Raw genomic sequence first — 23734 nt, 5'->3', positions numbered from 1 at the left:
CCAAAGGAGGTTCTGTCAACTCTTGTTGAACTCCCACAGGTGCCAAAGGTTCAAACATGGGCATTTGCGTTCAGATGGCACCAGCGACGCAGTGTCTGCTGGAAGACACATACTTGCAAACCGCAAATTTCAGAATATTCGTATGCAAGACAGTGCCTCTTTCATGGGATCATCAAGATGTCTCAGGAACTGGACCACAAGCTGGACTGCCCCAATTGCAGGACGACTTACCTTAAACTCCCAACAGTGCTGTCGGATCACACACCTATCACGTGCACGACGTGTGGCGAGTTCCTTGGCACCTGGGGAGAGCTCGAAGCCGATTTCTTCTCACAAGGTGGTATGAATGGGGCGTTTCGCCTCGATGAGGGCCACTTTACAAGGATCGATCAGGATACTATGCACGCGCACGAACTGGCCAGCGGTGGCCCAGAACAACTTCGAGCGGTATTGATCGAGTCTGAGCGTAAAGAGGTATGTGCTCCCGCCGTGTACGAGTGACGGGGAATTAGCATGTTCGGCATAAAAGAAAATCTCACCTACTCCACCGAAGCTGGATGATGATGCAGACGGCTCATATGATGGTCTCGGCAATCCTTCAGCGCGATCCAACACCCACGAGAACGCACCGGTTAGCCCGGCGGTCATGAAGCTATTAGATCAAGGGATGCGCGATCCAAAGGAGATTGCGGTTGCTGCGGCTGATCAGGAAACACTGGTCTCGGCTATCGGCACCCAGCGGGGCAGCATGGCCTGCTGGTACCTATGCAGGGGCTCTTCGGTTATCTAAAGGTTCTAAAATACCCGCTTCGTCAGCTGCATAGAGGAACGCGGTTCTTGCGTCTTCGGCGGAAACATTGCCAGCAATTGCACTTTCCAAGGCATCGAGAGCAATCTGCCTTTTGGGTCCTGTTTCGCCAAGCCAATGTTCCAGCATGAACGCGAGAGCCGCATTCACGGAGTTTATCAACCGATGCTCTCCCGAGCGTGGACCGAGAATCGGGACATTAGGAAACTTGAGATCATCCATTTCATCCCGAATACGGAACCACAAGAAAGGTTGCTGTCCTGTAGCGGACAGAGCTGATGGTCGTTCAAACTCAGTCTTGCTTCGTCGGTTCTGAATCGTCCAATCGCTTCAGCAACTCTTCGAATCGATCATCCGTTGCTACAGCGGGGAAAATTGCTCGTAGCGCTTCGTTGAGTTCGCGACGACGGGCTCGTTGTTCCAGAACCCGGTGACTTGCGGGATTTTCTTCTTCGTCATTCATGGGGCGGCTTTAGGAAAACTTCGGGAGCAAACCACGACTCGTGAAAATTGTTCCACCCGTAATGCAATGTCCGGAGGCGGACACAGCATTGAGGAAGACCAAAACGTTTACTATCCTAGCAGTTCAGGGGAGCCGAAAGGACCAGTCTTCGGCTGGGGCCGGACGTTGAAGCAAAGCCTTTTGATGAGCGTCGGGCCTCTCCTTATTAGCAAAAGCCCGATCTATCAGTAATTGCGGTCCGGTAGGTCGGGCTTACCTTTTGTTAATCATACAAGCGCAACGTTCTTTCGCTGATATGTACCAACTTGTCGGCAACCCGGTCCGCCTTCTTAGTTCGTGCGTACCCCATAAGGCGGACCGGGACGTCAGGCCGTGCATGCGTAAGCTCAAGTTCCTGTTCGACTATTGGTATTTGATTGACTATCTCAGTCCATTAGCGGACTATTCAAAGGTCGTCTGGCGTCGTGGACCTGTAATCGATCGACCGTAAAGATTTGAAAAGCCCATGACACCCATGTCAGCTGATGCGGTTTCAACCCTTTCAACATTGAATATGTATGCCCTTGTGGCCATTGGCGCTATCGTGATCGTTTGCCTATTCTTCGTTGCGCGTCGTCGAATGAGGTAACGCGAGGTCAAGCCGTCATGAGAATGTTTGCAGTGGTGGCCTGCATACTCGTTTTCATCCTGATCGCGCTCGTTTACTTCGCCGCGGTGACGTTTTTCGCGACCCCGCTTACCGTTGGGATGCCGCAGTAAAGGAAGCGTCCACCCGCTCTGTTTAGTCGAGACTAATCAACAGGCTCTGCCCATTGTGACTGCCTTTTTTCGTGCCCTCGCCATCAGCGTCCAACCGAGGCCTATCGATTCCTTGAAGGCGTCAAGCCTTTTGCCAATGAGGGCGCGAATTGGTCGGTTGAATGTCCTGGAGTGTAAGAACTGCAAAATCCCTTTATTCGCGCGGGGGGTAACCGAAAAAAGCTCTACGACGTCGAAGTCCTTCGAAAGAAGCAAGGTCAGTTCTTTCTTATCCACCCAGCGCCGGAGCTGGCCGCGGCTTGGCGGCGGAACACGATTGTACTTCTGAAGCACGGGTTTGTTTTGCGTCGCCAGCATCAATTGGCCACCTTCGCGCAGGTGGCTGGCAAGTTTGGTGACGAACGCTTGCTGGTTCGCCACATGCGACAAAACTTCGAGTGTGACGATCACGTCGAACTTCCTGCCGAAGTCGAGCTGCATGAAGTCACCGGCGACAAATTCTACTTGAGGCAGCCGCTCCGCCGCTCTCACGAGCACCTCGTCCGACAAATCGGTCGCCGTAAGCTCCCCGAACGTCGAGAGCTCTCGGCAGAACCACCCCGCTCCGCAACCAACCTCAAGAATTTGCCGGGGGAAAGGTGTCGTCGCCAACCAATTTCGCACTACCTCTGCTTGGCGGAATGATATTTCATCGATGTGTTTCTCCCGCGTCGATGAGTTCCATCTATTCCAAAAATCTTGCTGCAATGAAATAGGATCGGTCATATTGCCTCCTAGTTTGCGCAGATCAGTTGCTATCGTGTTTTTCCTTAGAGGTTTGGCGATCTATCTCTCGCCCATGCCTAGTGCGCAAAGACAGCAAAGTTGTAGTCCATGCGCGAAAACCCGTCCGGAGGTCTAGGGGCGCCCCCAGTACCGCCTGGCAAAGAGGGCGCGGAAAAGCCACATCAAAGAGGGAGAAGAGGAAAGATGCTCGCATGAGTCCACAGAGCGCCCACAACCTCCTTCTCCTCCCAGTTAAGCTGACCGTCATTTCGATTGGAGGAAATTATCCGATCAGTGGATGGAGAGAATACACCCATTGCGCGCCGTGGTATGTGTGGCCATCTGGCTATCCCCCAAAAGGCGTAGGAACGAACGGACGCATGTCCTCCGGCGGACATAGTATTGTGCAAAATTTGCCAGCCGATATCCTTTGATCTTTGGAACACATGGAGGCTGCGATGGGCTGCGCAGTCAGTCGCAAAAGCACACTGTTTCAAACTGGGCCGTAAGGTGGCGGCAGAATAATAGTGAACGTTACAAGGTCTATACGCCCTATCTGCAGGCGAGGGAAAGTCACTGCAAATTCTATAGCAGGTCGACAAAGTTTTTTACCACTTTGTCCGGTAAGAGACTTTGAAAACTCCGGCTCTCAGCAGATAATACAAGATCACCAGAACACAATTCGCGGCTGCCACTTAGATGCTTGAAAATCGTATCGGACATCAGACAAAGGTCCGATCCGGGAAGGCAAAGGTCTGAAATCCCCCGCCAAATCATAGCTGCCGGAACAAAGCGATGGGCTGAATGTTTTGGAGTCGGTAGAAAAATTTCAAACTTGCCATTTGAGTGAGAGCGGCGTTTTTCACGGACTTAGAATCCACCTTCAACTCAGGCGACCGACGGGAAAATATCCGGTGCGGTCGCCTTCTCTTTAGAACGGGACCGCTCAGGGGAACGTTTTTTAACTGAATGGGTTGGCTTGAAAAGGTACATACCCGACAATATCATCAAAAACTCTCTATAGCACCAGGGAAGGTCGCGCTGGGGCTAGTTCATGCTGGCGGCTTATGATCGTCTCGTTACTGCAGGAGGACGGTGCGAGTGATGCCTACCCTGAGAAAACTAGTTCCCACGCTTTGTTGCGCAACGTTCGCGGTCGCGCTCTTAATAGCACCCTTCAAGATAACTTTTAAGGATAACCTCTTACGATTTCAGCCTGATGCCGCTTGGGCCAAAGACAAAGGCGGCGGCAATAATGGCGGCGGTAACGGTGATGGTGGTAACAACGGAAATGGCGGCAACAAGGGAGGTGGCAACAACGGCAACGGCGGTAGCGCCACCGGCAAGGGCGACGGTGCGAGCAATGGCAACGGAGGAAATAGCAGCAATGGTGCCAGCAATGGCAACGGAGCCAGCAACGGCAGCGGAGCGAATAGTGGCAGCGGAGCCAGTGGCAACGCTGCGGGTAATAAAGGCGGCAGTTCAAGCCACAAAGGCGATGCGAAAGGCGACAATGCTGGGAATAAGAGCAGCGCTGCAACTGGCAATATCGGACAAGCAGCAGCGCCTGCCGGGTTGAGTATAAGCGGTCAGATGCAAGTTCAACACACAAATGGCATGAGTGAACGCATCACAGACGGCCGCTATATTATGAAAGACGCGAAAGGCCGCACGATCATAAATCGACGAGCGACAGCGCCGGACGCAACAAGACTGCAATCACTCACCCGTTGATGCGTTCGTTGAACAGTACTTTGAAAGCGGCGTTGTACGCGGCATGCAACAGCGCCTCTTATTTCAGAGCGTGACGATCACAATCGACGCATCCGGCACGACGAAAAATGTAGATTCCGTCGGTGAAGCGGCGCTGTGGCTGTTCGAGCAAAGCGCCGTGCTGGATGGCGAAAAATTCAAGCTTGCAAAGCAGGCCTGTTTGGATGCCCTCGACGGCAAGAATACTTGCACGGAGTGCAGGGATGCCTTCATCGAGGCTGTCAAAGGGGCACATGTCTACGTTGACGAAAGGCGGCTTTAGAGCCCTTGGTCGACCTGAAATCGAGAGGTGAGTGAAGACACAACGAGCGGAGGCCCTCCACCGCAGCAGTCTCTTTCTCTCCTTCCCGAAGCAGCCTGACCAGTGAATGAAAGGGGCAAGCCCGGTCAAGAACTACAGACTACATCCGTCTGCATCGTTCTGCCAATCCGCGAAAGGAAGATATAGGCTCAGGCTGCTGAGAGACTTAGTCGCGTGGACCTGAGTAGATCGCCAGCACAACGCCAACTCCAAGCACGACCACGGCAATCAGAAAGAGCAATTCCATTGCCCCCGTCCTCATTCGACAGGTGCCAGAATTCCCGCTCCGTCAGCCGCGTACACAAAGGCGGCTCTTGCGTCGTCAGCGGAAGCGTTCCCGGCAATCGCAAGGGTCAGCGCGTCAAGAGCCACCTGCCGCTTGGGTCCTGTCTCGCCCGGCCGATGCTCCGTCATGAAGGCCAGTGCCGCCACAACGGTGCTCAGTTCCCGGCTCTCATAGTTGCGAGGACCTACTAAATTGACGCGGGGAAATTCGAGCTTGTTCATAACACACAACCCGCAGTTCCGAACTAGGTTGCGGTCCGCTGGCGGACATACCATTGACCTCCTGGATCAAGAAGCGCTTGATTAAACGTTGGCCTTGGATAAAAAGGGCGCGATAGCCATAGCGCACTTCGGGGTCGTAAGATGCACAGCGCAATGCTGCAACGCTTAGGCCACAAACTTGAGTGTCCCAAGTGTCGCACAGTATATCTCACTCTAACCACGGATGTGACGCCGATCACGCCCATCCATTGCAGCAGCTGCAACCGCTATTTGGGAATGTGGGCCGAACTCCAGGCGGACTTCTACGCCCAAGGCGGCCGGGATGGCATATTCCAGGTGGACCACGGCCAGATCATCCGTAAGGCCTGACAGCGGAACATTTATAGAGATGCACAGTTTGTCGCCGGCCCAGGAACGCCAGTCTTCGGCTGGAGGCTCGACGTTGAAGCAAAGCCCTTTTATGAAGCGGATCGAGGATATTCGCGCTGGCAGGGTTGATCGCAACTATCACCGATGGGTGAATAACAACATGCCCCTCCGGGCGCTCGTTGAAGATTACTAGAATGGCTATTCCCCGTCCTCATCATCCTAGAAATCATCCAGACCGCTTTACGGAATGCCAAAGGGCAATTGAGGACCGCTTGCTTGAGCTGCTCAGAGAAGCCTATATAGCAGGGTGGAGTAGAGGCGAAGTTCTAACGGCTGTCACCGAGGTTGCCGACAATACGAACCTGGCTATGCACCAAAATATATTGCTGTCGGTAGAAAGAGAGTTGCGCAAGTTAAGGCGCAAGCGTTGATGTCAAATCTGCGAGGGCGCCTCTTCTAGGTGCGCTGGATTGGTTGCAAACGGACCGGTTTCCATGCTTGGCTAATGGGGCAATCACCTAATAGATTGCAGCTGGCCATTGATCAATCCGTCTGCAGAAACTTCCGTCCCGAGGTTAACCCAAATCTTATGTTTGAATTGCTGGTCGTCGGCTTTCTTATTCTCCTTAATGGAGTTTTCGCACTTTCTGAACTCGCGGTGGTCTCGGCTCGCAAGGCTCGGCTGGAGATGTTGCTCGATCGCGGTGTCGCAGGAGCGAGCGCCGCTATTGAGCTTGCCGAGAATCCTGGAAAGTTTCTGTCAACAGTACAAATTGGCATCACACTCGTCGGTATCGTCGCGGGTGCATTCTCCGGTGCAACCCTCGGTTCGCGCATGAGCGTATTCCTTGCCGGTATGGGCGTGCGTGCCGATATCGCCGATGTCGCAGGATATACCCTGGTTATAGGCATCATCACTTATCTCTCGGTGATCATCGGCGAACTTGTTCCCAAACATCTGGCATTGAAAAACCCGGAGCGCATTGCCTGCTTCATCGCCCGCCCCATGAATGTCCTCTCGCTGATCGCTGCCCCGGCGGTATGGGCGCTGGATGCGTCGACGCGCGGTGTGTTCAGGCTCCTTGGCATATCGACTGCTTCCGAAAGCGCCATTACTGATGAGGAAATCTTGACGATTGTTGCCGAGGCGGGTAGCACAGGGGTAATCGAGGAAGCAGAGCGCTCCATGATATCCGGTGTCATCCGGCTCGGTGACCGCAGCGTGCGGGCTGTGATGACGCCCCGAACCGAGGTCGAAATGGTCGACGTCGGCGAAGATGCGGGCTCATTGAAACGTAAACTTATCGCAGCCAACCACTCCTGTCTCCCGGCGTTTGACGGTGATCGCGACAATGTCGTCGGCGTCATTATGCTTCGGGATATGATCGAGCCGATGCTTGCATCCTCGGCAGTGGTCATCCGCGAACATGTGCGTCATGCTCCGATCATTCCGGATACGATGGATGCCTTGGCGGCGCTCAAGGTGCTTCGAGACGCGGACGTGCCAATGGCGCTCATCCACGACGAATATGGTCACTTTGAGGGACTATTGACACCCGGCGACATCCTCGACGCCATTGCAGGGGCGTTCCGCTCGGATGAGGATCAGTCAGAGAACGAGGCGGTGCGGCGGGAGGACGGCTCCTGGCTTCTTGCGGGGTGGATGCCGGCCGATGAAATGGCGGATTTGCTTGGTCTCGACCTGCCAGAACACCGCCAATACGAGACGGTGGCGGGCTTTGTAATCGCTCACCTTGAAAGGATACCTGTAACGGGAGAGGCAATAGAAGTCGACAATTGGCGATTCGAGGTCGTTGACCTCGATCACCGCCGCGTTGACAAAGTCTTGGCATCCCGCTTGTAGCGGCAAGCTTGAAGGGGCTGTGGTTCACATTCTTGATCTACCGCTCCTGTCTAACGCGTTCACTTGGTGTTCAGGCTCGAAGTGAGAAACTGAAGGCTTGTCATAAATCCCGCTAGAAGTATGTTACCCTAGGAAAACTCTCAGTTTGATAACTGCATTCGGCATCGCCCTTGGCTTCCCGGCTGTTGCAGGAGCTACAGCTGATCCATGGAAAGACGAGAGCGGTAACGGATTTTGGCCGCACTATTAGCGTGACAATGACCGCTATTACCGCGACCGGCGCGGCGGCTGCAGGATTGAGCGAAAATGGGACGGCGACGAATACAAGGAAGAGAGAAAGTGCAAACGCGGCTCTCGTCGCTCGGCCGACTATTACCGCTACTAACGCCGGTTCCCCATTAAATGCACAAGAACCTTCCATTTCCGCAAGTGATAGTGATGTTGGGAGACTCCGGCGAGACGAAGAGCGTCGCGTCCGTGGGTGAAGCTGCACTTTGGCTGGTTGAACACTGGCCGGTGCAGGGTGAAAAATTCAAACTTGCAAGACAAGCCTGCCTGGATGCGCTCGATGGCGAGATTACTTGTACGGAGTGCAGGGATGCCTTTATTGAGGCTGCCAGAGAGGCAGATATCTACGTTGACGAAAAGCGGCTTTAGAGCCCTTGGTCGATCTGAAATCGAGAGGTGAGTGAAGACACGACGAGCGGAGGCCCCCCACCGCAGCAGTCTCTTTCTCTCCCTCCCGAAGCAGCCTGACCGGTGAATGAAAGGGGCAAGTCCGGTCAAGAACGACAGACTACATCCGCCTGCATCATTCTGCCAACCCGCGAAAGAAGATGATAGGCCTGACAAGGGTTGGCAGAGGCTCCGGCGCCCGCTTCCGAGCCCAAGGACGGCGTCGGGCCTCACCTAACGCGCCCTCAATCCGTGATTTGTAACTCAGGATCAACTGCGATATGATCTGGTATCGTCAGCTTAACGGGTTGCTGGCGTCGAGAGGTCGATGGCCCGCCGTCCTGCTTTCCCCCTAGCTCGGAGAGCAGCGATGTCCACAGACACGAATTTCCCCGTTTTGTTGCTCGTTGAAGATGAAAATCTTCTTGTTCCAATTCTGGAAGATGCTCTTTCAGACGAAGGTTTCAACGTTGTAACCGCCCATGATGGCAACACCGCCCTTCAGGAACTCGAGGCGGGTGCAACAGAGTTCAAAGCCGTGATTACCGACATACGGCTGGGTACTGGACCCGACGGCTGGGACGTTGGACGCCGCGCAAGGGAATTGGTACCGTCTATGCCGATCATCTACATGAGCGGCGATAGCGCGCACGATTGGTCAGCCAACGGCGTGCCGGAGAGTGTGATGCTGCAAAAGCCATTCGTAGGCGCACAACTTATCACAGCGGTTGCGACTCTCTTGAACTCGGCCAGCGCAACTGCTTCAGTTGAAGCGCAGCCGTTGGACGCAAAAAAGTCTCCGTCAAGCTGATCTCACTCCCGCAGCAAAATTTGACTATCCGGGTTCGCGGAACTGAGTCTCGACAGGAGTCGTTTGCCAACGATCGAAGAAAGACCGTTCAAGGAAGTGCGCGTCATGACAAGCCAGCCCAGCCGGATGCGCGTCGTGACTTCCGCACTGCAAGCAGCAGAACTGATCCTCACAGATTGGCCGATCGAGGAAAGCGAGATCCTAACCGCAACGAAGCACGCGCTGCTCAAATCCCTTGAGGGAGAGCTCTCACCCGGCGCTGCACGGTTCGCTCTACCATATGGATGAGCAAATAAAGGCGCATGGGATTATCCGCTTTATCATCGGAGGCATTTTTGGCGCTGCTCCCAGCTTACTTGCCGAGTTTCTGGGTGCGGCATTGTCAAGGTAGACCGGCGAGCAGTATCAATCGTATGCTCCACCCATAGCGAAGCACCACGCGCCAATAACGGACGGGTTTCATTTTGTGATTTCCTTGATCGGCGGGTTGGAGGGTATTTTAGATGGCGCTGAAGGTCCTCCCGTCAGTCAGGCCCGGTTTATCGGTGACTGAGGGGCTAGCGGTAGATCGGGCCATGTTTCCCAAGGGTGCCGGAACATTAGACCGGCGGCGCAGTTCGGTGCGAGTCGGAAGCCCACACCTCTGACAGGGGCCGGGAACTATTGTCCCGCGTCAGAGTTGAGCAGAACTGAGGCATATGGGGGCGCTCGTCCTTCGGATGCAAAAGCGCTGCAGGGGGCGATCCGAGTGTCACCACAAGACAAGATTGATGTTGAGTCGGCGGGAGCTCCACGCTTAAAAGTTCTTCTTGTAGAGGATGAAGTCCTGATCCGGATGGATGTTGCTGACAGCTTGAGGGCTGCTGGGTGGGACGTTGTCGAGGCTGGGACAGTGGGCGATGCCTTGACAGCCCTGAAGACCGAGTCATTTGATCTCGTGCTAACTGACGTCCACCTGCCTGGGGATTTAACCGGGTTGGACTTGGCCCGGATTGTTACCCAGACCAGTCCCGAAGTTAAGGTCGTCGTTATGTCCGGCCAACACGTTCCGGCGGATGATGAAACGATTTTTTTCCAAGCGTTTCTCTCAAAGCCTGTTTTTGACGTTGCCGGTACTTTAAGAAGGCTGGTGGAAAGCAAGAATTCATGACGTCGATAGAATTAGAGACCATTCTCTTAGTGGAGACACATCCTGTTCTGCGAGCCACAGTGTCAGAGTACTTGCGCGGTTGTGGCTACCGCGTGATTGAAGCCACAAACGCCGCCGAAGCTATCGAAGTCCTCAGCAGCCATGAAGTCCATGTACTCGTAACAGACGTCGAGTTGCGAGATGCTAGCGGCTTTCAACTATCGGCCCATGCGAAAGAGATTAGACCAGGCATCAAGGTCATCGTTACGCGCTCCGCCGAGCGAACTTCAGCCGCAGTGGATGACCTATGTGAAGAAGGCCCGTTGGACCATCCTTATCACCCGCAGAAACTTGCCGACCGGATAAAGCGACTCCGTCAATCTTGACTGAGGTGCATCTTAGAGGGTGTGTGCGTCGGGCGAGCCGAATATCAGAGCAAGAAGCCGGTTGATGGCTATCGGCAGGTTGGGAACACCTTTTATTAATTATACAAGCGCCCGTTCGTGTAGCTGATATGTACCAACGTGTCGGCACCCCGCTCTGCCTGTTTAATCTGTGCGTACCCTATGAGGCGGACCGGGACGTGTTGGCCCGCAAATGCGCAATCTTCACTAGTGCAGGAACATTAGACCGACCTTACGGTTCGATGCGAGTCGGGGCGCTCAATCCCCGACAGAGGCTCGTTTCGTCAGGATTGCGGCCCATGAGGCGGGCCTCACTCCCCGCGGGATTATCGCATGTCATCCAGTTGCCTTTTGAGATCTCTGGCGAGTCGCCCGTGAAAGGCAAAACGCCCGTCTTCATGGAACCACTCGTTGCCGAAGTTACATTTGGCGCCTGGACGCATGGCGGCAAGCTACGGCACACGTCCTTCAAAGGACTTCGGGAAGTCGCCGACCATGCGGAGGTGTTTGATCTAACCGCCAAGGAGCAAGGCGATGGCTGACGACAAGACCAAACGACGTGCACGCGACCGCAGCACGGTTGCCGCAGAAGAGAAATACGAGGTCAAGTACCTGATGCAAGCGCTGAAGCTTGGCCGTGACGACGCGGAGCAGCTCATTCTCAATTACAACGGCAATCGGCAAGGATCGAGCAAGGTCTTCAAGCGAAAAAAGCGCCCATAAGAATGGAACAATCGGCGAAAATAGTGGTTAGCCACATTCCCGTATCTGCGCTGATTTTGGACGTCTCAAATCGAGCCGGGATGAAAAGCTCGGCTCTTTTTATGACTGAGTATCGACGAGCCATCTTTTATCGGCGCGGGCAGGTCGATTCAGCAGGGGCAGGAACTTGAAGTCCCACCACACACGGAAGCGAAAGCAAAGTGAAAACCGGTACTCTAGCCTGAATGCCTCCAGCCTCACCACCTGCCCTGGCTTCTCAGTCATTGTCGCGCTCCCAAAGTAAGAAAACCACCCGGCACGACTGTCGGTTCTCCCGAAACGCAAAAAACAGCCATCCGGCCTGCTCGTTCACTCCCCGCGCTGGCAGTTCGCGCATCTCGGGTGAATCCAGCTTCGTGAACGAGGGTCGGATGCGTGAACGCTTTGCGGCCGATTTGGGGCTGGAAGCTTTCGGTCGAGGGCATTTTGAAGCGGACACTGATGCAACCTTCGGCCCTGATCAGCCGAGTCCGCTTGAGTCTGCGTGCGAAGAATTATTCCGGTCCACAGCCTCACTCATCGAATCCTCGGTCTCGGACCGCAGCAAGTCGAGTTGTTCTTGCAGCGGGCGCTTGCGTTCGGGCGGAGCGACAGCGAGCAAATCTTCGAGGGCTGCGCGCAGCCGTCGTGCAATCTGTGGTGAGCCTGAACCAGCAAGTCGGATCTCATCGAAGGCAAGATGAACGTAGTCTTCCCATGTCATCGACGACGTTACCAGGCGAACCTCGCCCGCCTCGTCGCGGTATCGACCATCTGGAAAAGGACGCGGCGCCAGTTGTCGAAGGCAATCGTGGAGCCGATCAATGGCCTGTACCGACGTCGTTGGGTCTTGGAAGGGTCCGTCCGACAGCGACCGTTCACCGATGTCAACCAACAGTCGCAGACCATATGCCATGTCCTGGTCAAGGGTGCGCTCAAGTCCGAGCTCGATGGAACGTATCGCTGCGTTCACGTCGAGGCGCTCCCTGTTTCCGGTGATCTCAAAAAGTGGGGCACCAGCCGGCACGAACTCGCCCAGTGCTGGCCGCAGCGTGAGAACACAGCCGCCAGCCTTGGCAAGCCGGACCAGCTTGTCTTGGTCTATTCGGATGATCACCCCCGATTTGGGAGCGGGGATGGTCGCCTGATCGGAGTTTGTAGCGCCAGGATCCGCATAGATCTGGTCGAGCAGTTTGCGCGTATCGTTGCCCACAAGCTCAATCAGTGCCGACACTCTGAGCGCTAGCCCGATATGATTAACATACCAGACCAGAACCATTATGCTTACCACTACAAGCGCGAGAGCGACCAGAACCGCGACGCCAGGAACCACGCCTTCATCCGTTTGCACCTCACGAATTGCCAGCATGGCGTGGGCGAATGTACCTACGAAAATGCCGATCGCGAGCTGACTTGGCTTGTCCTGAAGGATTTGCTGAACGATCCGAGGAGAGAATTGGCCCATGGCAAGCTGCACCACAACCATTGTGATTGTCAGCACAAGCGCCGCGAGGCTGATCATTGACGCCGCTATCGTTCCGAAGATTTCAATAGCCGCATCCGGCCCACCACTGAGCCATTGCGGCACGAGCTTATAGTCGTAGGCCTGATCGATCGCGATCGTGCCAAACGACAGGGCAACGCCGGCCAGCACACAAGTGAGCGGGATGAACCATAGGCCCGCACGTAGTCTGGAAAACCGCCTAGGGAAGCGCACAGGTGGCCTCATTTGAGTGGAACAGATGCTTTAACTGGACGAGACCTAACTCATTGGCATGCGTTACGGTTTCACGTCACCCTGCAAATTGGCACATGGATCAGTCCTACTATTTCTGAAAAAACCGAGAGACCCACTCGAATGAGATGGGTAAGCTGACACCGAGGGCCGTTCCGCCAATGCCGACAACCCCGAGCGCGCCGATCCCCATCAGCTTCCACTTGCGCACCTCGTCGGTGACGCCTTGCTGTCTGCAACTTGGCCATTGATGTTGGCGACATGGATCTTTATGTCGCTGTGTCGCTGACCTCGAGCACGATCTCATCCATCCGGAGATGAACAACGGCGCGTTTTTCGTCGGCCTCCCGGTTCTCGGCAACGGCACGACGTTCGAATGGCTTAACGAAACACAATCGCAGATTGCCCTTGTTAAGAAGCCGCGATCAGCGGCTTGTGAACATCAATTGATCGTTTATCATTCTGCTCATGTGCAACCTTTACAACGCCACCACCACTCATGAAGCGATGCGGCAGCTGTTCCTGCCGGTCAGTGATCTCACCAACAGGCTGACCCCGCAGATGGACGTCTTTCCCGACTACCCTGCCCCGATCGGCCGCAAGGATGCAAGCGGCGACCGCGAATTGGCCATTGCCAGATGGGGCATGCCAACACCGCCGCAATTCATCAAAGGCGATGTCGATTACGGCGTTACCAACATCCGCAATCCGCGGTCACCACATTGGCGGCGCTGGATGGGACCGGAAAGCCGCTGCGTGGTTCCGGCAACGAGCTTTTCGGAATATGGCCCGCACCTGGATCCCGTCACGAAGAAGAAGCCGCTCTTCTGGTTTGCCCTTAATGAAGAAAAGCCGCTGTTCTGGTTCGCCGGTATCTGGACCCCTTGGTACAGTATAAGAAAGAAAAAAGAGGGGCCGGTGCAGGCCGACATTTTTGCCTTCCTGACAACGGAGCCAAACGCCGTAGTGAAGCCCATTCATGAAAAGGCGATGCCGGTCATTCTGCGTACTGCCGAGGAGATCGATATCTGGATGAATGCGCCGGCCGAAGAAGCACTGCAACTACAAAGACCCTTGCCTGATGAGGGTTTGATCGTTTTGCCGCAACCAGATACTGCCGAGGAAGAGCCGTTGCTGCTATGACCATTCCCCGCCCTCATCACCCTAAGAACCATCCAGACCGCTTTGCGGATTGCCAAAGGGCAATTGAGGACCGTTTGCTTGAGCTGCTTGGTGATGCCATAACGGCCGGGTGGACACGGACAGAAATTCTGGCGGCTATTATCGAGGTTGCCAACAATACGAGCCTGGCAATGCACAAAAACATGGGGTTATCGGTGGAAGCTGCGTTGCGCAAATTAAGGCCTTGATTTTTAAGCACGGAGCTGACGGGCATCGATGCCCTCATTCTTGTTTCGATTCGTAGGTTTCCAGCATACGATCCACCTCGGACAACTGGCGATAAAGTTCATCCAGCATGTCATCGACGACGTTCATCTTTTCGCCTGCTAAGGCAAATATTTCCTGCGAGGCACCACGGATCTTGGAATCTTCGACCCCCTCCAATATCAGCTCAAGCCCATCGTAGCGATAACGGGCATGCGCAAGTACATCTTTGATGTCGATGACGTGCCTTTTAAAGGGATCAAGCACTGCGCCTATATCAATGTCCATTCTGGATCTCCCATATTTGGAGCGATGATCTCTTCTCACTCCATCACGACGAATTTAATAAGAATATTCTGTTCTGTAACAACTTTGACTAGACCCACCTGTTTTGGACAACCGCGACCTATTCCGCTGGCAGACCGGCCTTGGCGAGGTCAGCTAGGTAAGGCTTCAAAAGCTTCTCTGTGAGCTGGGGCTTTTTGGCCGAAGGCCAGACCGCTTCTTTTCCGATGGTCCAGCCGGGCCTCTCAAGGAGAAACTTGTCAATGCTCGCACGGGCTTCGTCCAGGTGACCAAGGCGCGCATGGGCTGCAGCAAGTGTTGAGTACCAGGGATGCTCCATTTTCTGTGATACAGCGGCGACGGCATCGGCAGGACGACCGGCGAGATAATAGGCGAAAGCCAGGTTTCCGAAGTACCAAGCCAACGGGCTGTCGCCTCTCCAATCCCCGGAAAAACTTAAACCCGTTCACGGGGCAGAGATAGGCACCTAGGCATGTGGCGGGAGATAGATCGCCAACAGGATATAAACTCCAACCACTATCGCAGCAAAGACAACAAAGTTGTGGTCCATGTGAAACCATCATCCTGAGGTCTATGAGCACCCGCGGTGCTATCTGGCAAAGAGGGCACGGAAATAGTCACATCGAAGAGGGAGAAGAGGAAGGATGCTGCATTGGGCACGGAGAGAGCCCACCACCTTCTTTCTCCTCCCAAGTAGGCTGACCGTTATTAAAGGCGGAAGGGAAAAATAGTCCGGTCAGTGGGGAGAGGATACACCCGTTGCCGCCCTAGGTATGTGTGGCCATCCGGATGATCCTCCAAAAGGAGTAGGAACAAACGGTCGCATGTCCTTTACCGGACATAGTATTGCGCAAAACTTGCGGGCCGATATCGTTTAATTTTGAAACACATGGAGGCTGCCATGGCTACGCAGTTAAATGGCCTTATGGAGTGCTCCGAATGCGGCACGACGTACCTGCGCATCCCTAAACAAGTTGCAACTGATAGTCCGGTATTCTGTACTACCTGCGGAAACTATATTGGCCGCTGGTATGACGTCGAAAGTAGTTTTATGAGTCAGGGCGGATCGAGCGGAATATTCGAGCTACATGACGGCCATATATTCAAAAGATGAGGATGCTATTGCGGCTTCAATTCCGCCGATAAACCACGGAACGCGATGATGGTTCCATTATACCGCGCCGAAAGCTGCTCACTCCGAAACATCAGGTGATGCCAACAGGTCCGCCTCGTAGGCGGCCTGTAAAAACCCTACTCGTGCGTCCTCTGCTGACGCATTCCCGGCAACCGCTTGCATTAATTTTTCAAGGGCGATTACTTTCTTTGGTCCGGTGTCTCCCGACCAGTGCTCCAGCATGAAAGCCAGTGCGGCGGGCACCGTGTCCAGTTCGCGGCACTCACCGAAGCGAGGTCCTTTTACAAATACACTTGCAAATCTAAGCTCGTCCATAATGCCCAAACATCCAATTGCGTGAAATGTTGCCGTCCATTACAGGACAGAGCTATCTTACAGCGAGCACAAGGGAAATGCTGGCGAATAGAGGGTATCATGAAAAACAGTGGTGCAAAGCTGGGCAACTTTCTCAGAATGAAATACCGAAGGCGTATGGGTAACTCGCGGAGATGGATCAGTCGTGCCCTGAGGAGGGTGCTCGACATGCACAGCCGAATCCACCTCCAATCCGGCGCTACTCAGAAGAAGGACAGCACGTGAAATTACGGACTAGCGTCTGTCAAAACCGCAAGTTTTGCTTAAACTGACGCCGAGTAGTTTCTCGTATTCGCGCTCTGCTACTCCATAAAAACCTCCCGCCTCGGCTACCAGGCCAACACGGTCATGGATCGAGACGTTGCCACGAGTTGAGCGAATATATCCCTTGCCTTCGAGCAAGTGCAGCGTCTCCGTGACCCATGGCCTTCTTACACCAAGCATCACCGACATGAACTCGTGGGTGAGCTGCAGATTGTGCCCGGAGCTGCGGTCGTGCACCATCAAAAGCCATCGTGCCAGTCGCGTTTCGGCATCGGCCTGGCCGTTAACAAGGGCCGTTGTAGCGGTCTGGATCACCATTGACTGAATATACCTGAGCAGCACCTGCTCAAGTGACCGACTTTTCTCGACGGCAAGCAGAAATTTGTCCGCAGCTATACGGTACCCCGAACCGGCAAGCTGGATGTAGACGGAAAGCGGTGTGCTTTCGCCGCCCAGCACAAGCGATGTCCCTGTCACTCCATCATAGCCGGTTAATCCGACTTCTACGTCGCGGCCTTGGGGACTTTTGGCCACGGTCGATGATATCCCGTCCTCCAAAAAAATGGCGTGCTCGATCGTCCTGCCTGCAACCTCGATTTGATCGCGCACGGAGAACGTTACGTAAACCAGATCCGGGGCAAGCAGATTGAAATCTTCGACTGACAGCAGTCTAAGGAGCTTGTTTTGGATCGAAGATTGTACCGTGTCCATTTCGTCCCTCTCCGCGAGGAACAAAGCGACGATCCAGCGCTCTCGAAAAACTCATTATACCATTTCTGCAGGCGTATATGGGCCAACTAGTATTGAGACTGGTTCCGTTCCAAATCCTCAATGAGCTCCTCAAACCGAAGACCTCTTCAGATCACACCGTCGTGGCTAGTATTCCCGCCTCATCAGCCGCATACACAAACGCCGCTCGTGCGTCATCAGCGGAAGCATTTCCAGCGATTGCGAGTGTCAGCACATCCAGAGCCACTTGTCTTTTGGGTCCGGTATCCCCGGGCCAATGCTCCTCCATGAAGGCTAATGCTGCGAGCACGGTGTTCAGTTCCCGGCTCTCATAGTTGCGAGGACCTACTAAATTGACGGGGGGGAGAATTCGAGCTTGTTCATATCACACAACTCTTAGTTTGGAACTAGGTTGCCTGTCCGCTGGCGGACAGAGTGACATCCAGAGCGTCGGCCCGAGCATACTGGAACATTTCTAGTGGTCAGATTGTTTTCTGCGCGCCGGAGAAAGAGCCTTCTAGAGAATAGTCGATGTGCAACCTCTACAACGCAACCACCACCCATGAAGCGATGCGGCAGCTGTTTCTGCCGGTCAATGATCTCAGGCGCCGGCAGTTTCAGCGGCGGACTCGTGAATAAATTCCAGAAACGCTCGCACTTTGGCGGGCGGATGATGCCGAGAAGAATGATAGGCGTAGAGCGGGTAGAGCTCGTCGGACCATTCTGGCAGGATCTGGACCAGTTCGCCGCGCGCAATGTACGGCGCCAATCCGATAGCGAGACTCTGGAAAATACCTTGACCCGCCACGCAAGCAGACACCGCGACGGTCGGATCATCCAATACCAGACGGCCCGAGACCTTGACCTCGGTGAACTCCCCGTGGTTATGAAATCCCCACGGAAACGGCAGACCGGTCCGCGGGTCACGAAAGAGAAGCGCCTCGTGATGAACCAGATCGTGAGGTGATTGCGGTTGGCCGCACCGCTTGAGGTAGGCTGGCGCTGCAACTGTCAGAATAGGAGTTTCCAACAGTTTGCGTGCGATGAGTGATGACGCGTCCGGCGGACCGAAGCGCACTGCCACGTCGACGCCAGCCATCATCTCCTCCCGGTAGTTGCTGGTGAAGAAATCGATCGTGAGCTCAGGATAGCAGGCGAGAAACTGCTGGAGCCTCGAAGCCAGGACCGTTCGCGCGAACCAAGGATCCACCGATACGCGCAGTCGCCCGCGCACCGTTGCAGCCGCGCCTGCGGCTTCCGCCGCTGCCTCGTCGAGACCAGCAAGAAGCGGCATGACTTGCGCGTGGAAGCGTCGGCCTTCGTCGGTGAGGGTCACCTGCCGTGGATTTCGATCGAACAACCGAACGCCCACCCGCGTCTCCAAACGCGCGACGGCCCGGCTCACGCCTGAAGGAGTGAGGCCCAGCATCTCCGCCGCTCTGGCGAAATTCCCCACCTCGGAGACAGCAGCCAGAACACCGACACCCGTCAGCAATCGCGTATCGAATACCATCCAAATCTCCCCTCGTTCAATGTAGTGAATCACAGTCACTACAGAAGTGACATTAATGCGCGATAATCACATGAATTTACAACGTATAACGGATGCGAACCATACTTCATGGCTGCTGCGAGCGGCCTGACGTAAGGACCCGCAGAGCTTAAACGCCGGACTTTGGAGTAAATCATGTACGCAATTACCGGAATAACCGGGAAGGTGGGTGGGTCGCTCGCCCGCAAACTTCTCGCCGACAAGTTGACGACGCGCGCCATCATGCGCGATGCCGCAAAGGCGGCAGAATGGAGAGCGCTAGGCTGCCAGATCGCCATTGCCGAAATGGATGATGCTGCTAGCCTAACTGCGGCCTTTCAGGGCGCCGAAGGCGTCTTTATCCTGCCGCCGTCGGAATTTGATCCAGAGCCCGGTTTTCCCGAAGCTCAGCGCGTAATTGAAGCAGTGAGCGCCGCGCTTACCGCAGTCCGCCCCGGCAAAGTCGTGTGTCTCTCGACCATCGGCGCCGATGCGCCGCACGAGAACCTGTTGACCCAGCGCACAATGCTGGAACAGTCGCTTAGCGGTCTAGGCCTCGCGATCACCTTTCTGCGCCCCGCCTGGTTCATGGAGAACACAATGTGGGACATTGCGCCGGCGCGCGACGAAGGTATCTTGCGTAGCTTCTTGCAGCCCGCCGGCAAGGCATTCCCAATGGTGGCCACTCAGGACGTCGGGCGGCTAGCCGCCACTTTGCTGCGCGAGTCCTGGAGCGGCACGCGAGTAGTCGAGTTGGAAGGTCCAGTCCGCGTCTCACCGAATGATATTGCCCGAGCCTTCGCTTCGGTGCTGAATCGTCCGGTCAGCGTCGAGACGATAGCCCGTGAGAATTGGGAGTCGATCTTCCGGGACCAAGGCACGCACAATCCGCTACCGCGCATACGCATGATCGATGGCTTCAACGAGGGTTGGATCGAATTCTGGGATAACGGGCGCGGGGCGATGAAAGGCACCACGCGGCTGCTGGACGTGGTGGCTGAGCTTGTTAAGGCAAGCTAATCAGGCAGCTGAGACGCCCCGTTGGCCGAGGTCCGGCGCTAAACAGAGCCCTTTGATAAGCGTCGGGCCTCTCCTTTTTCACCAGTTAGTGCAGGAACATTTATCCGGCGCCATGGTTCGATGTGGGTCGGAGTCTCCCCCCTTGGACGCGAGGATCGTCGCCAACCTCTCTGCACATGTAGAAGTTACAGGCGGCCGGCCTCACTTTCCGGAGGACGAGCCGTTATGAGAATGTTTGCCTTGGTAGCTTGCATACTCGTCTTCATCCTGATCGCGGTTGTTTACTTCGCCGTGGTCATGTTTTTTGCGGATCCGCTTACAGTTGGGCTGGTTTGGGCCTATCCAGCCTTGCGGGCCACCTCTACGCAGATGCGACCTGATACCCAGGGTATGACCTCCTGACCGTCATCTGAATATTTCACTCTTATGGCAGCCTCGGAGTTCGAGACAACTGTTGCCTGTACCCATTCGCCTCGGAAAACTTTGACAGGATCACCTCGGTTTAGAGACCTTCTGATTTTGCCACCAGTGGCTGGATTTCGCATGGCAGTTCCTCCCGAAGCTTTAAACGCGCACCAGATGGAAGAAGTTGCTGCTTGGCGGGAGCCAAGGGCGGCATCTCAGCTAACCACTTAGTACTAATCCCGGAGCGTGGGTCAGAAGGACGGGTTGGTTTTCCGCCGGGGCGTTGACAACTCCGGCACGAGGCCCGGCGTAACCGCCCAATCCCACCCCGTCGGGCCTCACCACACCTGAAACCTTCTGGAAACCCTAAGAACTATGAGTAATTTACGTCGCACTTCAAGTCTGCCTCAATAGAAGCATGGCAAGAAGCTCATCTCGAAAGCCAAAAACAATCGGCCTTCTCTCCGATCCGGATGCCGCACTCAAGAGCAAACCGGCTAAACTGCGTGATGAGCGGCAACCTCAGCTTGCATTCGATCCCATGCCAGCGCGTGTTGAACCAGCCCTCGCCCTGCTGGTCAAGAAGCCGCCAAGTGGCGATCAGTGGCTCTACGAGGTGAAATGGGACGGCTATAGGCTTGCCGTACACATTGAACCGAGGCGCATACGGATCATCACCCGGGGCGGCCACGACTGGACGTCATATTTCCCGAGCATTGTAGCGGCTGCAAAGGAACTTGGACCTGCAACCATGATCCTAGATGGAGAGGCGGTTGTGCTTGACGAGAGAGGCTTGCCGAACTTCGGCCTGCTGCAACAGGACCTCGGCGGCCGGCGTGCGACGCGCGCTGCGCGAAATGCAATCCTCTACGCCTTCGACCTTCTGTATTTCGACGGTCACGATCTGACCGGTACCGAGCTATCAACCCGCCGGCACCTGCTCAACGGTCTTTTGGAGGGTGCAGATGGTGCGATCCGGCTGTCGGAAGAGATCGAGGGAGATGGCGAAGCTCTGCTCAAGCATGCATGGCGACTGGCTCAAGATCAAATGCAACACGAGCGAGAGCTTTGCCGGCATCGGTTATGAGCCTTCGGTCAAGGTGCGCGGCTCGATTGCCAGCCTGTTGCTTGCCGCCCGTAAGGGTGATGACCTGGTCTATGTCGGTTCAGTCGGAACCGGTTTCTCAGCAAAACTCGCCAGGGACCTTAAAAGGCAGCTGGACGGCATTCGTACCGATAAACCCGCCGCTGCGGTCAAAGGCAAAACACTCGTCTTCACGGAACCAAGACTCATAGCGGAAGTTACGTTCGGAGCGTGGACGCATGACGGCAAGCTCCGACACACGTCCTTCAAGGGACTGCGGGAAGTCGCGGACCATGCGGAGGTGTTTGAACTGACCGCCAAGGAGGAAGGCGATGGCTGACGACAAAAACAAACGAGGTGCACGCGACCGCAGCACGGTTGCCGCAGAAGAGAAATACGAGGTCAATTACCTGATGCAAGCGCTGAAGCTTGGCCGGGACGATGCCGAGCAGCTTATTCTCAAATACAACGGCAATCGGGAAAAGATCGAGCAAGAGGTCTCGAAGCGAAAAAAGCGCTCATAAAAAATGGAACGATCGGCGAAAATAAAGGTTAGACACATGTCCAGTATCTGCCCTGATTATTGGACGCATGCCCCAATAATTGAGCCGAGCGGGTAGCTCGGCTCTTTTTACGAATGGTTGTTGAGGCAGAAACCCTCCGCTGGCACAAGCAAGCCTTAACGACGGACTTGACGTCTCACTTCGGCGCGGTCCAGCCGATCCAGCAGCGGCAAGAACTTGCAGTCCCACCACAAGCGGAAACGAAAACGAAGCGCAAGACGGTATTCCGGCCTGAATGGTTCCAGCCTCACCACATGGCCTGGCTTCTCTGTCATCTCAATTTCCTTGAATTGTCCTCTACTGAACAATTGGGCCAGCAATCAGTTCCGTCTTAAATGCAAAAAGCCCCACCAAAGGACAGTGGGCCTCATTTGAAAACGAACATTATATATTCAGTTTCTATTCAAGGCTGGCGGCACGCCGATCTCTCTCAATGCGCTACAGTCTGACGAGTACCTGCATGTTCAGATCTCGCTGACCGAAGAACCCGGACCCGTCTGCTTGATCTCGCCAATCTAACGCTTGAGGTTCTGGCTTCCCGGGCCATGGAGACGGAAGCGCCACCGGACCTATGTGGTGTTCTATGCGATCTTGCCAGAGTGCGGCCGTACCCGGTGCTAAATCCACCGGTCGCTCTGCCGGGCTTCAAAAGGCCGTCCAGCTTGCATCCAATCGACGGCCCTTTGCCGATTCCTAGATGTGGATTATGGGTTCGAGTGCCGGAACATTAGGCCGACGTCGCAGTTCCGTGCGCGTCGGAAGCCACCTTTCCGATGGAGGCTCGTCGCCAAGCTCTCCGCACCTGTAGAAGTTACCACAGGCGGCGGGCCTCACTTTTTGGAGGACGAGCCGCCGTTCTGGTTCACCTGCCGCTCCAGGCCTGGCAGGGAACGGTCCGATCTTGGCCCCGAAACTGGCGTTTGGCGATTGTGGAGCGACTGACCGCTTCGCGCCCACGAAGCAGCCCTTGCGTAGTGCCTGCTACTTGCCAATAGTTGTCATTGTGAAGCCTCCGTTCACCGCGAAGGAAAGTCGAGAAAGTATCACACAGTTCGTGTATCGTTCGGCCATGGCAGCGCTTACAATGGTCCGCCAACAGGCCTGCAGCAATTCGCGAATTGCAGATTTGCAGATTCATTCCCTCGCAAGGCCCGACCAACACGCGACTTAGGATCTAATTCGATCCGAGCTTCGCCACTCTGTCCGCGTTTTACCCCCCTTAGTAATTAACCCCTGACGGTCGGAAGCCCAGGAGAAGTATGGTAAAGTTGGGCTGGAGGAACGGAGGGACAGAACGTTGCCCAATCGCGAGGAGAAGATCGCGTCCTACAAAACGCTGCTAGATTTGCACCATCGTAACATCGAGGCCTCTCAAAGGAGACTGTTTGAATTGCGAACCGTTTTACGAGCGAGCGACGGGGATGAGATCGCGTTCAATAAGTTAATAATTGAAGATGAAATGTGGGAAGTTCACAAACTGGCGGTGCTCATAAAGCGCCTTGAACAGTCCCAAAGAAACGACGCTGCCTTGTTCCGCCGCATGGTACGTCTAGGTGGCAGCTTTTGGCTGAACCGGAAGTTCAGTAATTAAGTCGCCTTCTGGAAGCTATGTCGGTGTCTGTCGCGAACCCTGTCCTGGTATGGGAGTGGTCAGGTGGTTCTAGGTGTGCGGGAGACAGGTTCCGGCGCGTTTTCGGTTGCCAGTTCCTACCGAGCGTGAACAAACGAGAGGCGACGCGACCGCGCTAGCGCAGGGGCGGCACGGTTTCATGCACCGCAGGTGCGTTGCTTCGAACAGTACGACAGCGGTGCTTTCACTCGACGCCGGATTCGAATTAAAGCTCTGACAACGC

At 55.1% G+C, this 23734-nt stretch carries 26 protein-coding genes and 3 pseudogenes; 17 read left to right on the top strand and 12 right to left on the bottom strand.

Annotated features, from left to right (window positions below):
• Positions 1-763: 763 nt before the first annotated feature.
• From CU100_RS15335 to CU100_RS15330, 3 genes are all read right to left on the bottom strand, one after another.
• Positions 764-1030, bottom strand: a complete 267-nt coding sequence (locus tag CU100_RS15335; RefSeq protein ID WP_106717475.1) for a DUF982 domain-containing protein — start codon at positions 1028-1030, stop codon at positions 764-766.
• Positions 1031-1100: 70 nt separating this feature from the next.
• Complete coding sequence (locus tag CU100_RS26920) at positions 1101-1271, bottom strand: hypothetical protein (protein WP_170113856.1); 171 nt, start codon at positions 1269-1271, stop codon at positions 1101-1103.
• 795 nt (positions 1272-2066) lie between these two features.
• Positions 2067-2795 (bottom strand): class I SAM-dependent methyltransferase, encoded by a 729-nt coding sequence (locus CU100_RS15330; protein WP_106717474.1) that lies wholly within the window; start codon positions 2793-2795, stop codon positions 2067-2069.
• Positions 2796-3899: 1104 nt separating this feature from the next.
• Here CU100_RS15330 and CU100_RS15325 point away from each other — a divergent pair.
• Both CU100_RS15325 and CU100_RS15320 read left to right on the top strand, forming a co-directional pair.
• Positions 3900-4529, top strand: a complete 630-nt coding sequence (locus tag CU100_RS15325; RefSeq protein WP_210280706.1) for a hypothetical protein — start codon at positions 3900-3902, stop codon at positions 4527-4529.
• A 43-nt stretch (positions 4530-4572) separates the two neighbouring features.
• Complete coding sequence (locus tag CU100_RS15320) at positions 4573-4830, top strand: DUF982 domain-containing protein (protein WP_106717473.1); 258 nt, start codon at positions 4573-4575, stop codon at positions 4828-4830.
• Between the two features lie 297 nt (positions 4831-5127).
• Here CU100_RS15320 and CU100_RS15315 read toward each other — a convergent pair whose 3' ends face one another.
• Complete coding sequence (locus CU100_RS15315; RefSeq protein ID WP_106717472.1) at positions 5128-5376, bottom strand: DUF982 domain-containing protein; 249 nt, start codon at positions 5374-5376, stop codon at positions 5128-5130.
• Between the two features lie 958 nt (positions 5377-6334).
• Between CU100_RS15315 and CU100_RS15300 the strand changes: the two genes are divergently transcribed.
• The 9 genes and pseudogenes from CU100_RS15300 (at position 6335) to CU100_RS15260 (ending at position 11351) form a co-directional block, all read left to right on the top strand.
• Complete coding sequence (locus CU100_RS15300; RefSeq protein ID WP_106717469.1) at positions 6335-7609, top strand: hemolysin family protein; 1275 nt, start codon at positions 6335-6337, stop codon at positions 7607-7609.
• A gap of 145 nt (positions 7610-7754) precedes the next feature.
• Positions 7755-7994: pseudogene (locus CU100_RS27575) on the top strand (hypothetical protein).
• Positions 7995-8047: 53 nt separating this feature from the next.
• Positions 8048-8266: a DUF982 domain-containing protein gene (locus CU100_RS15290; protein WP_170113855.1), complete on the top strand. Its 219-nt coding sequence runs from the start codon at positions 8048-8050 to the stop codon at positions 8264-8266.
• 388 nt (positions 8267-8654) lie between these two features.
• Positions 8655-9095: a response regulator gene (locus CU100_RS15285; RefSeq protein WP_106717467.1), complete on the top strand. Its 441-nt coding sequence runs from the start codon at positions 8655-8657 to the stop codon at positions 9093-9095.
• Between the two features lie 105 nt (positions 9096-9200).
• Positions 9201-9383 (top strand): DUF982 domain-containing protein, encoded by a 183-nt coding sequence (locus CU100_RS15280; RefSeq protein WP_146141855.1) that lies wholly within the window; start codon positions 9201-9203, stop codon positions 9381-9383.
• Positions 9384-9843: 460 nt separating this feature from the next.
• The gene (locus tag CU100_RS15275; RefSeq protein ID WP_245419053.1) at positions 9844-10245 is read left to right on the top strand and encodes a response regulator; all 402 of its coding nucleotides are present in this window, start codon (positions 9844-9846) and stop codon (positions 10243-10245) included.
• Positions 10242-10610 carry a response regulator gene (locus tag CU100_RS15270; protein ID WP_106717465.1) on the top strand — a complete coding sequence of 123 codons (369 nt, stop codon included), beginning with the start codon at positions 10242-10244 and terminating at the stop codon, positions 10608-10610. Before CU100_RS15275 ends, CU100_RS15270 begins: the two co-directional genes overlap by 4 nt.
• A gap of 128 nt (positions 10611-10738) precedes the next feature.
• Positions 10739-11170, top strand: a complete 432-nt coding sequence (locus tag CU100_RS27570; RefSeq protein ID WP_342588312.1) for an ATP dependent DNA ligase — start codon at positions 10739-10741, stop codon at positions 11168-11170.
• Entirely contained in the window at positions 11163-11351 is a 189-nt protein-coding gene (locus CU100_RS15260; RefSeq protein ID WP_106717463.1) for a DUF3606 domain-containing protein, read from the top strand. The genes CU100_RS27570 and CU100_RS15260 overlap by 8 nt, the downstream gene beginning before the upstream one ends.
• A gap of 499 nt (positions 11352-11850) precedes the next feature.
• Here the strand turns inward: CU100_RS15260 and CU100_RS15255 are convergent, their stop codons facing one another.
• Both CU100_RS15255 and CU100_RS27280 read right to left on the bottom strand, forming a co-directional pair.
• Positions 11851-13086, bottom strand: coding sequence for a DUF2254 domain-containing protein (locus CU100_RS15255; RefSeq protein WP_170113854.1), 1236 nt, complete (start codon positions 13084-13086; stop codon positions 11851-11853).
• A gap of 109 nt (positions 13087-13195) precedes the next feature.
• Positions 13196-13327 (bottom strand): annotated as a pseudogene (locus tag CU100_RS27280) (DUF1515 family protein); the annotation flags it as partial.
• Between the two features lie 245 nt (positions 13328-13572).
• On the opposite strand from CU100_RS27280, the gene CU100_RS15245 reads away from it, so the two are divergent.
• Positions 13573-14247, top strand: coding sequence for an SOS response-associated peptidase (locus tag CU100_RS15245; RefSeq protein ID WP_106717460.1), 675 nt, complete (start codon positions 13573-13575; stop codon positions 14245-14247).
• Positions 14244-14474 carry a hypothetical protein gene (locus CU100_RS15240; RefSeq protein WP_106717459.1) on the top strand — a complete coding sequence of 77 codons (231 nt, stop codon included), beginning with the start codon at positions 14244-14246 and terminating at the stop codon, positions 14472-14474. Before CU100_RS15245 ends, CU100_RS15240 begins: the two co-directional genes overlap by 4 nt.
• A 34-nt stretch (positions 14475-14508) precedes the next feature.
• Here CU100_RS15240 and CU100_RS15235 read toward each other — a convergent pair whose 3' ends face one another.
• From CU100_RS15235 to CU100_RS15210, 6 genes are all read right to left on the bottom strand, one after another.
• The gene (locus CU100_RS15235) at positions 14509-14778 is read right to left on the bottom strand and encodes a hypothetical protein (protein ID WP_106717458.1); all 270 of its coding nucleotides are present in this window, start codon (positions 14776-14778) and stop codon (positions 14509-14511) included.
• Between the two features lie 118 nt (positions 14779-14896).
• Positions 14897-15199, bottom strand: a complete 303-nt coding sequence (locus tag CU100_RS15230; RefSeq protein WP_106717457.1) for a tetratricopeptide repeat protein — start codon at positions 15197-15199, stop codon at positions 14897-14899.
• 789 nt (positions 15200-15988) lie between these two features.
• Entirely contained in the window at positions 15989-16246 is a 258-nt protein-coding gene (locus CU100_RS15225) for a DUF982 domain-containing protein (protein ID WP_106717456.1), read from the bottom strand.
• 273 nt (positions 16247-16519) lie between these two features.
• Entirely contained in the window at positions 16520-17260 is a 741-nt protein-coding gene (locus tag CU100_RS15220) for a Crp/Fnr family transcriptional regulator (RefSeq protein WP_106717455.1), read from the bottom strand.
• A 151-nt stretch (positions 17261-17411) separates the two neighbouring features.
• The gene (locus tag CU100_RS27695) at positions 17412-17648 is read right to left on the bottom strand and encodes a DUF982 domain-containing protein (RefSeq protein WP_106717454.1); all 237 of its coding nucleotides are present in this window, start codon (positions 17646-17648) and stop codon (positions 17412-17414) included.
• 231 nt (positions 17649-17879) lie between these two features.
• Positions 17880-18791 (bottom strand): LysR family transcriptional regulator, encoded by a 912-nt coding sequence (locus tag CU100_RS15210; protein ID WP_106717453.1) that lies wholly within the window; start codon positions 18789-18791, stop codon positions 17880-17882.
• A gap of 174 nt (positions 18792-18965) precedes the next feature.
• Here CU100_RS15210 and CU100_RS15205 point away from each other — a divergent pair, with 174 nt between their 5' ends.
• From CU100_RS15205 to CU100_RS15195, 4 genes and pseudogenes are all read left to right on the top strand, one after another.
• Positions 18966-19829, top strand: a complete 864-nt coding sequence (locus tag CU100_RS15205; RefSeq protein ID WP_106717452.1) for an NmrA family NAD(P)-binding protein — start codon at positions 18966-18968, stop codon at positions 19827-19829.
• Positions 19830-20054: 225 nt separating this feature from the next.
• Positions 20055-20231, top strand: a complete 177-nt coding sequence (locus CU100_RS26915) for a hypothetical protein (RefSeq protein WP_170113853.1) — start codon at positions 20055-20057, stop codon at positions 20229-20231.
• A 421-nt stretch (positions 20232-20652) separates the two neighbouring features.
• Positions 20653-21658, top strand: a pseudogene (locus CU100_RS15200) (ATP-dependent DNA ligase).
• Positions 21651-21842, top strand: coding sequence for a DUF3606 domain-containing protein (locus tag CU100_RS15195; RefSeq protein ID WP_106717451.1), 192 nt, complete (start codon positions 21651-21653; stop codon positions 21840-21842). The pseudogene CU100_RS15200 and the gene CU100_RS15195 overlap by 8 nt, the downstream one beginning before the upstream one ends.
• Positions 21843-23734: the final 1892 nt, after the last annotated feature.

Source organism: Phyllobacterium endophyticum, assembly GCF_003010935.1.
In the GTDB taxonomy this organism is placed as follows: domain Bacteria; phylum Pseudomonadota; class Alphaproteobacteria; order Rhizobiales; family Rhizobiaceae; genus Phyllobacterium; species Phyllobacterium endophyticum.
This window is presented reverse-complemented; position numbering and strand designations above follow the sequence as displayed.

Bases quoted from the DNA above. Each gene is read 5' to 3' on its own strand.
- CU100_RS15335 (WP_106717475.1), bottom strand. From the start codon at position 1,030: ATGGATGATCTCAAGTTTCCTAATGTCCCGATTCTCGGTCCACGCTCG.
- CU100_RS26920 (WP_170113856.1), bottom strand. From the start codon at position 1,271: ATGAATGACGAAGAAGAAAATCCCGCAAGTCACCGGGTTCTGGAACAA.
- CU100_RS15330 (WP_106717474.1), bottom strand. From the start codon at position 2,795: ATGACCGATCCTATTTCATTGCAGCAAGATTTTTGGAATAGATGGAAC.
- CU100_RS15325 (WP_210280706.1), top strand. From the start codon at position 3,900: ATGCCTACCCTGAGAAAACTAGTTCCCACGCTTTGTTGCGCAACGTTC.
- CU100_RS15320 (WP_106717473.1), top strand. From the start codon at position 4,573: ATGCAACAGCGCCTCTTATTTCAGAGCGTGACGATCACAATCGACGCA.
- CU100_RS15315 (WP_106717472.1), bottom strand. From the start codon at position 5,376: ATGAACAAGCTCGAATTTCCCCGCGTCAATTTAGTAGGTCCTCGCAAC.
- CU100_RS15300 (WP_106717469.1), top strand. From the start codon at position 6,335: ATGTTTGAATTGCTGGTCGTCGGCTTTCTTATTCTCCTTAATGGAGTT.
- CU100_RS15290 (WP_170113855.1), top strand. From the start codon at position 8,048: ATGTTGGGAGACTCCGGCGAGACGAAGAGCGTCGCGTCCGTGGGTGAA.
- CU100_RS15285 (WP_106717467.1), top strand. From the start codon at position 8,655: ATGTCCACAGACACGAATTTCCCCGTTTTGTTGCTCGTTGAAGATGAA.
- CU100_RS15280 (WP_146141855.1), top strand. From the start codon at position 9,201: ATGACAAGCCAGCCCAGCCGGATGCGCGTCGTGACTTCCGCACTGCAA.
- CU100_RS15270 (WP_106717465.1), top strand. From the start codon at position 10,242: ATGACGTCGATAGAATTAGAGACCATTCTCTTAGTGGAGACACATCCT.
- CU100_RS27570 (WP_342588312.1), top strand. From the start codon at position 10,739: ATGTACCAACGTGTCGGCACCCCGCTCTGCCTGTTTAATCTGTGCGTA.
- CU100_RS15260 (WP_106717463.1), top strand. From the start codon at position 11,163: ATGGCTGACGACAAGACCAAACGACGTGCACGCGACCGCAGCACGGTT.
- CU100_RS15245 (WP_106717460.1), top strand. From the start codon at position 13,573: ATGTGCAACCTTTACAACGCCACCACCACTCATGAAGCGATGCGGCAG.
- CU100_RS15240 (WP_106717459.1), top strand. From the start codon at position 14,244: ATGACCATTCCCCGCCCTCATCACCCTAAGAACCATCCAGACCGCTTT.
- CU100_RS15235 (WP_106717458.1), bottom strand. From the start codon at position 14,778: ATGGACATTGATATAGGCGCAGTGCTTGATCCCTTTAAAAGGCACGTC.
- CU100_RS15225 (WP_106717456.1), bottom strand. From the start codon at position 16,246: ATGGACGAGCTTAGATTTGCAAGTGTATTTGTAAAAGGACCTCGCTTC.
- CU100_RS15220 (WP_106717455.1), bottom strand. From the start codon at position 17,260: ATGGACACGGTACAATCTTCGATCCAAAACAAGCTCCTTAGACTGCTG.
- CU100_RS15210 (WP_106717453.1), bottom strand. From the start codon at position 18,791: ATGGTATTCGATACGCGATTGCTGACGGGTGTCGGTGTTCTGGCTGCT.
- CU100_RS15205 (WP_106717452.1), top strand. From the start codon at position 18,966: ATGTACGCAATTACCGGAATAACCGGGAAGGTGGGTGGGTCGCTCGCC.
- CU100_RS26915 (WP_170113853.1), top strand. From the start codon at position 20,055: ATGAGAATGTTTGCCTTGGTAGCTTGCATACTCGTCTTCATCCTGATC.
- CU100_RS15195 (WP_106717451.1), top strand. From the start codon at position 21,651: ATGGCTGACGACAAAAACAAACGAGGTGCACGCGACCGCAGCACGGTT.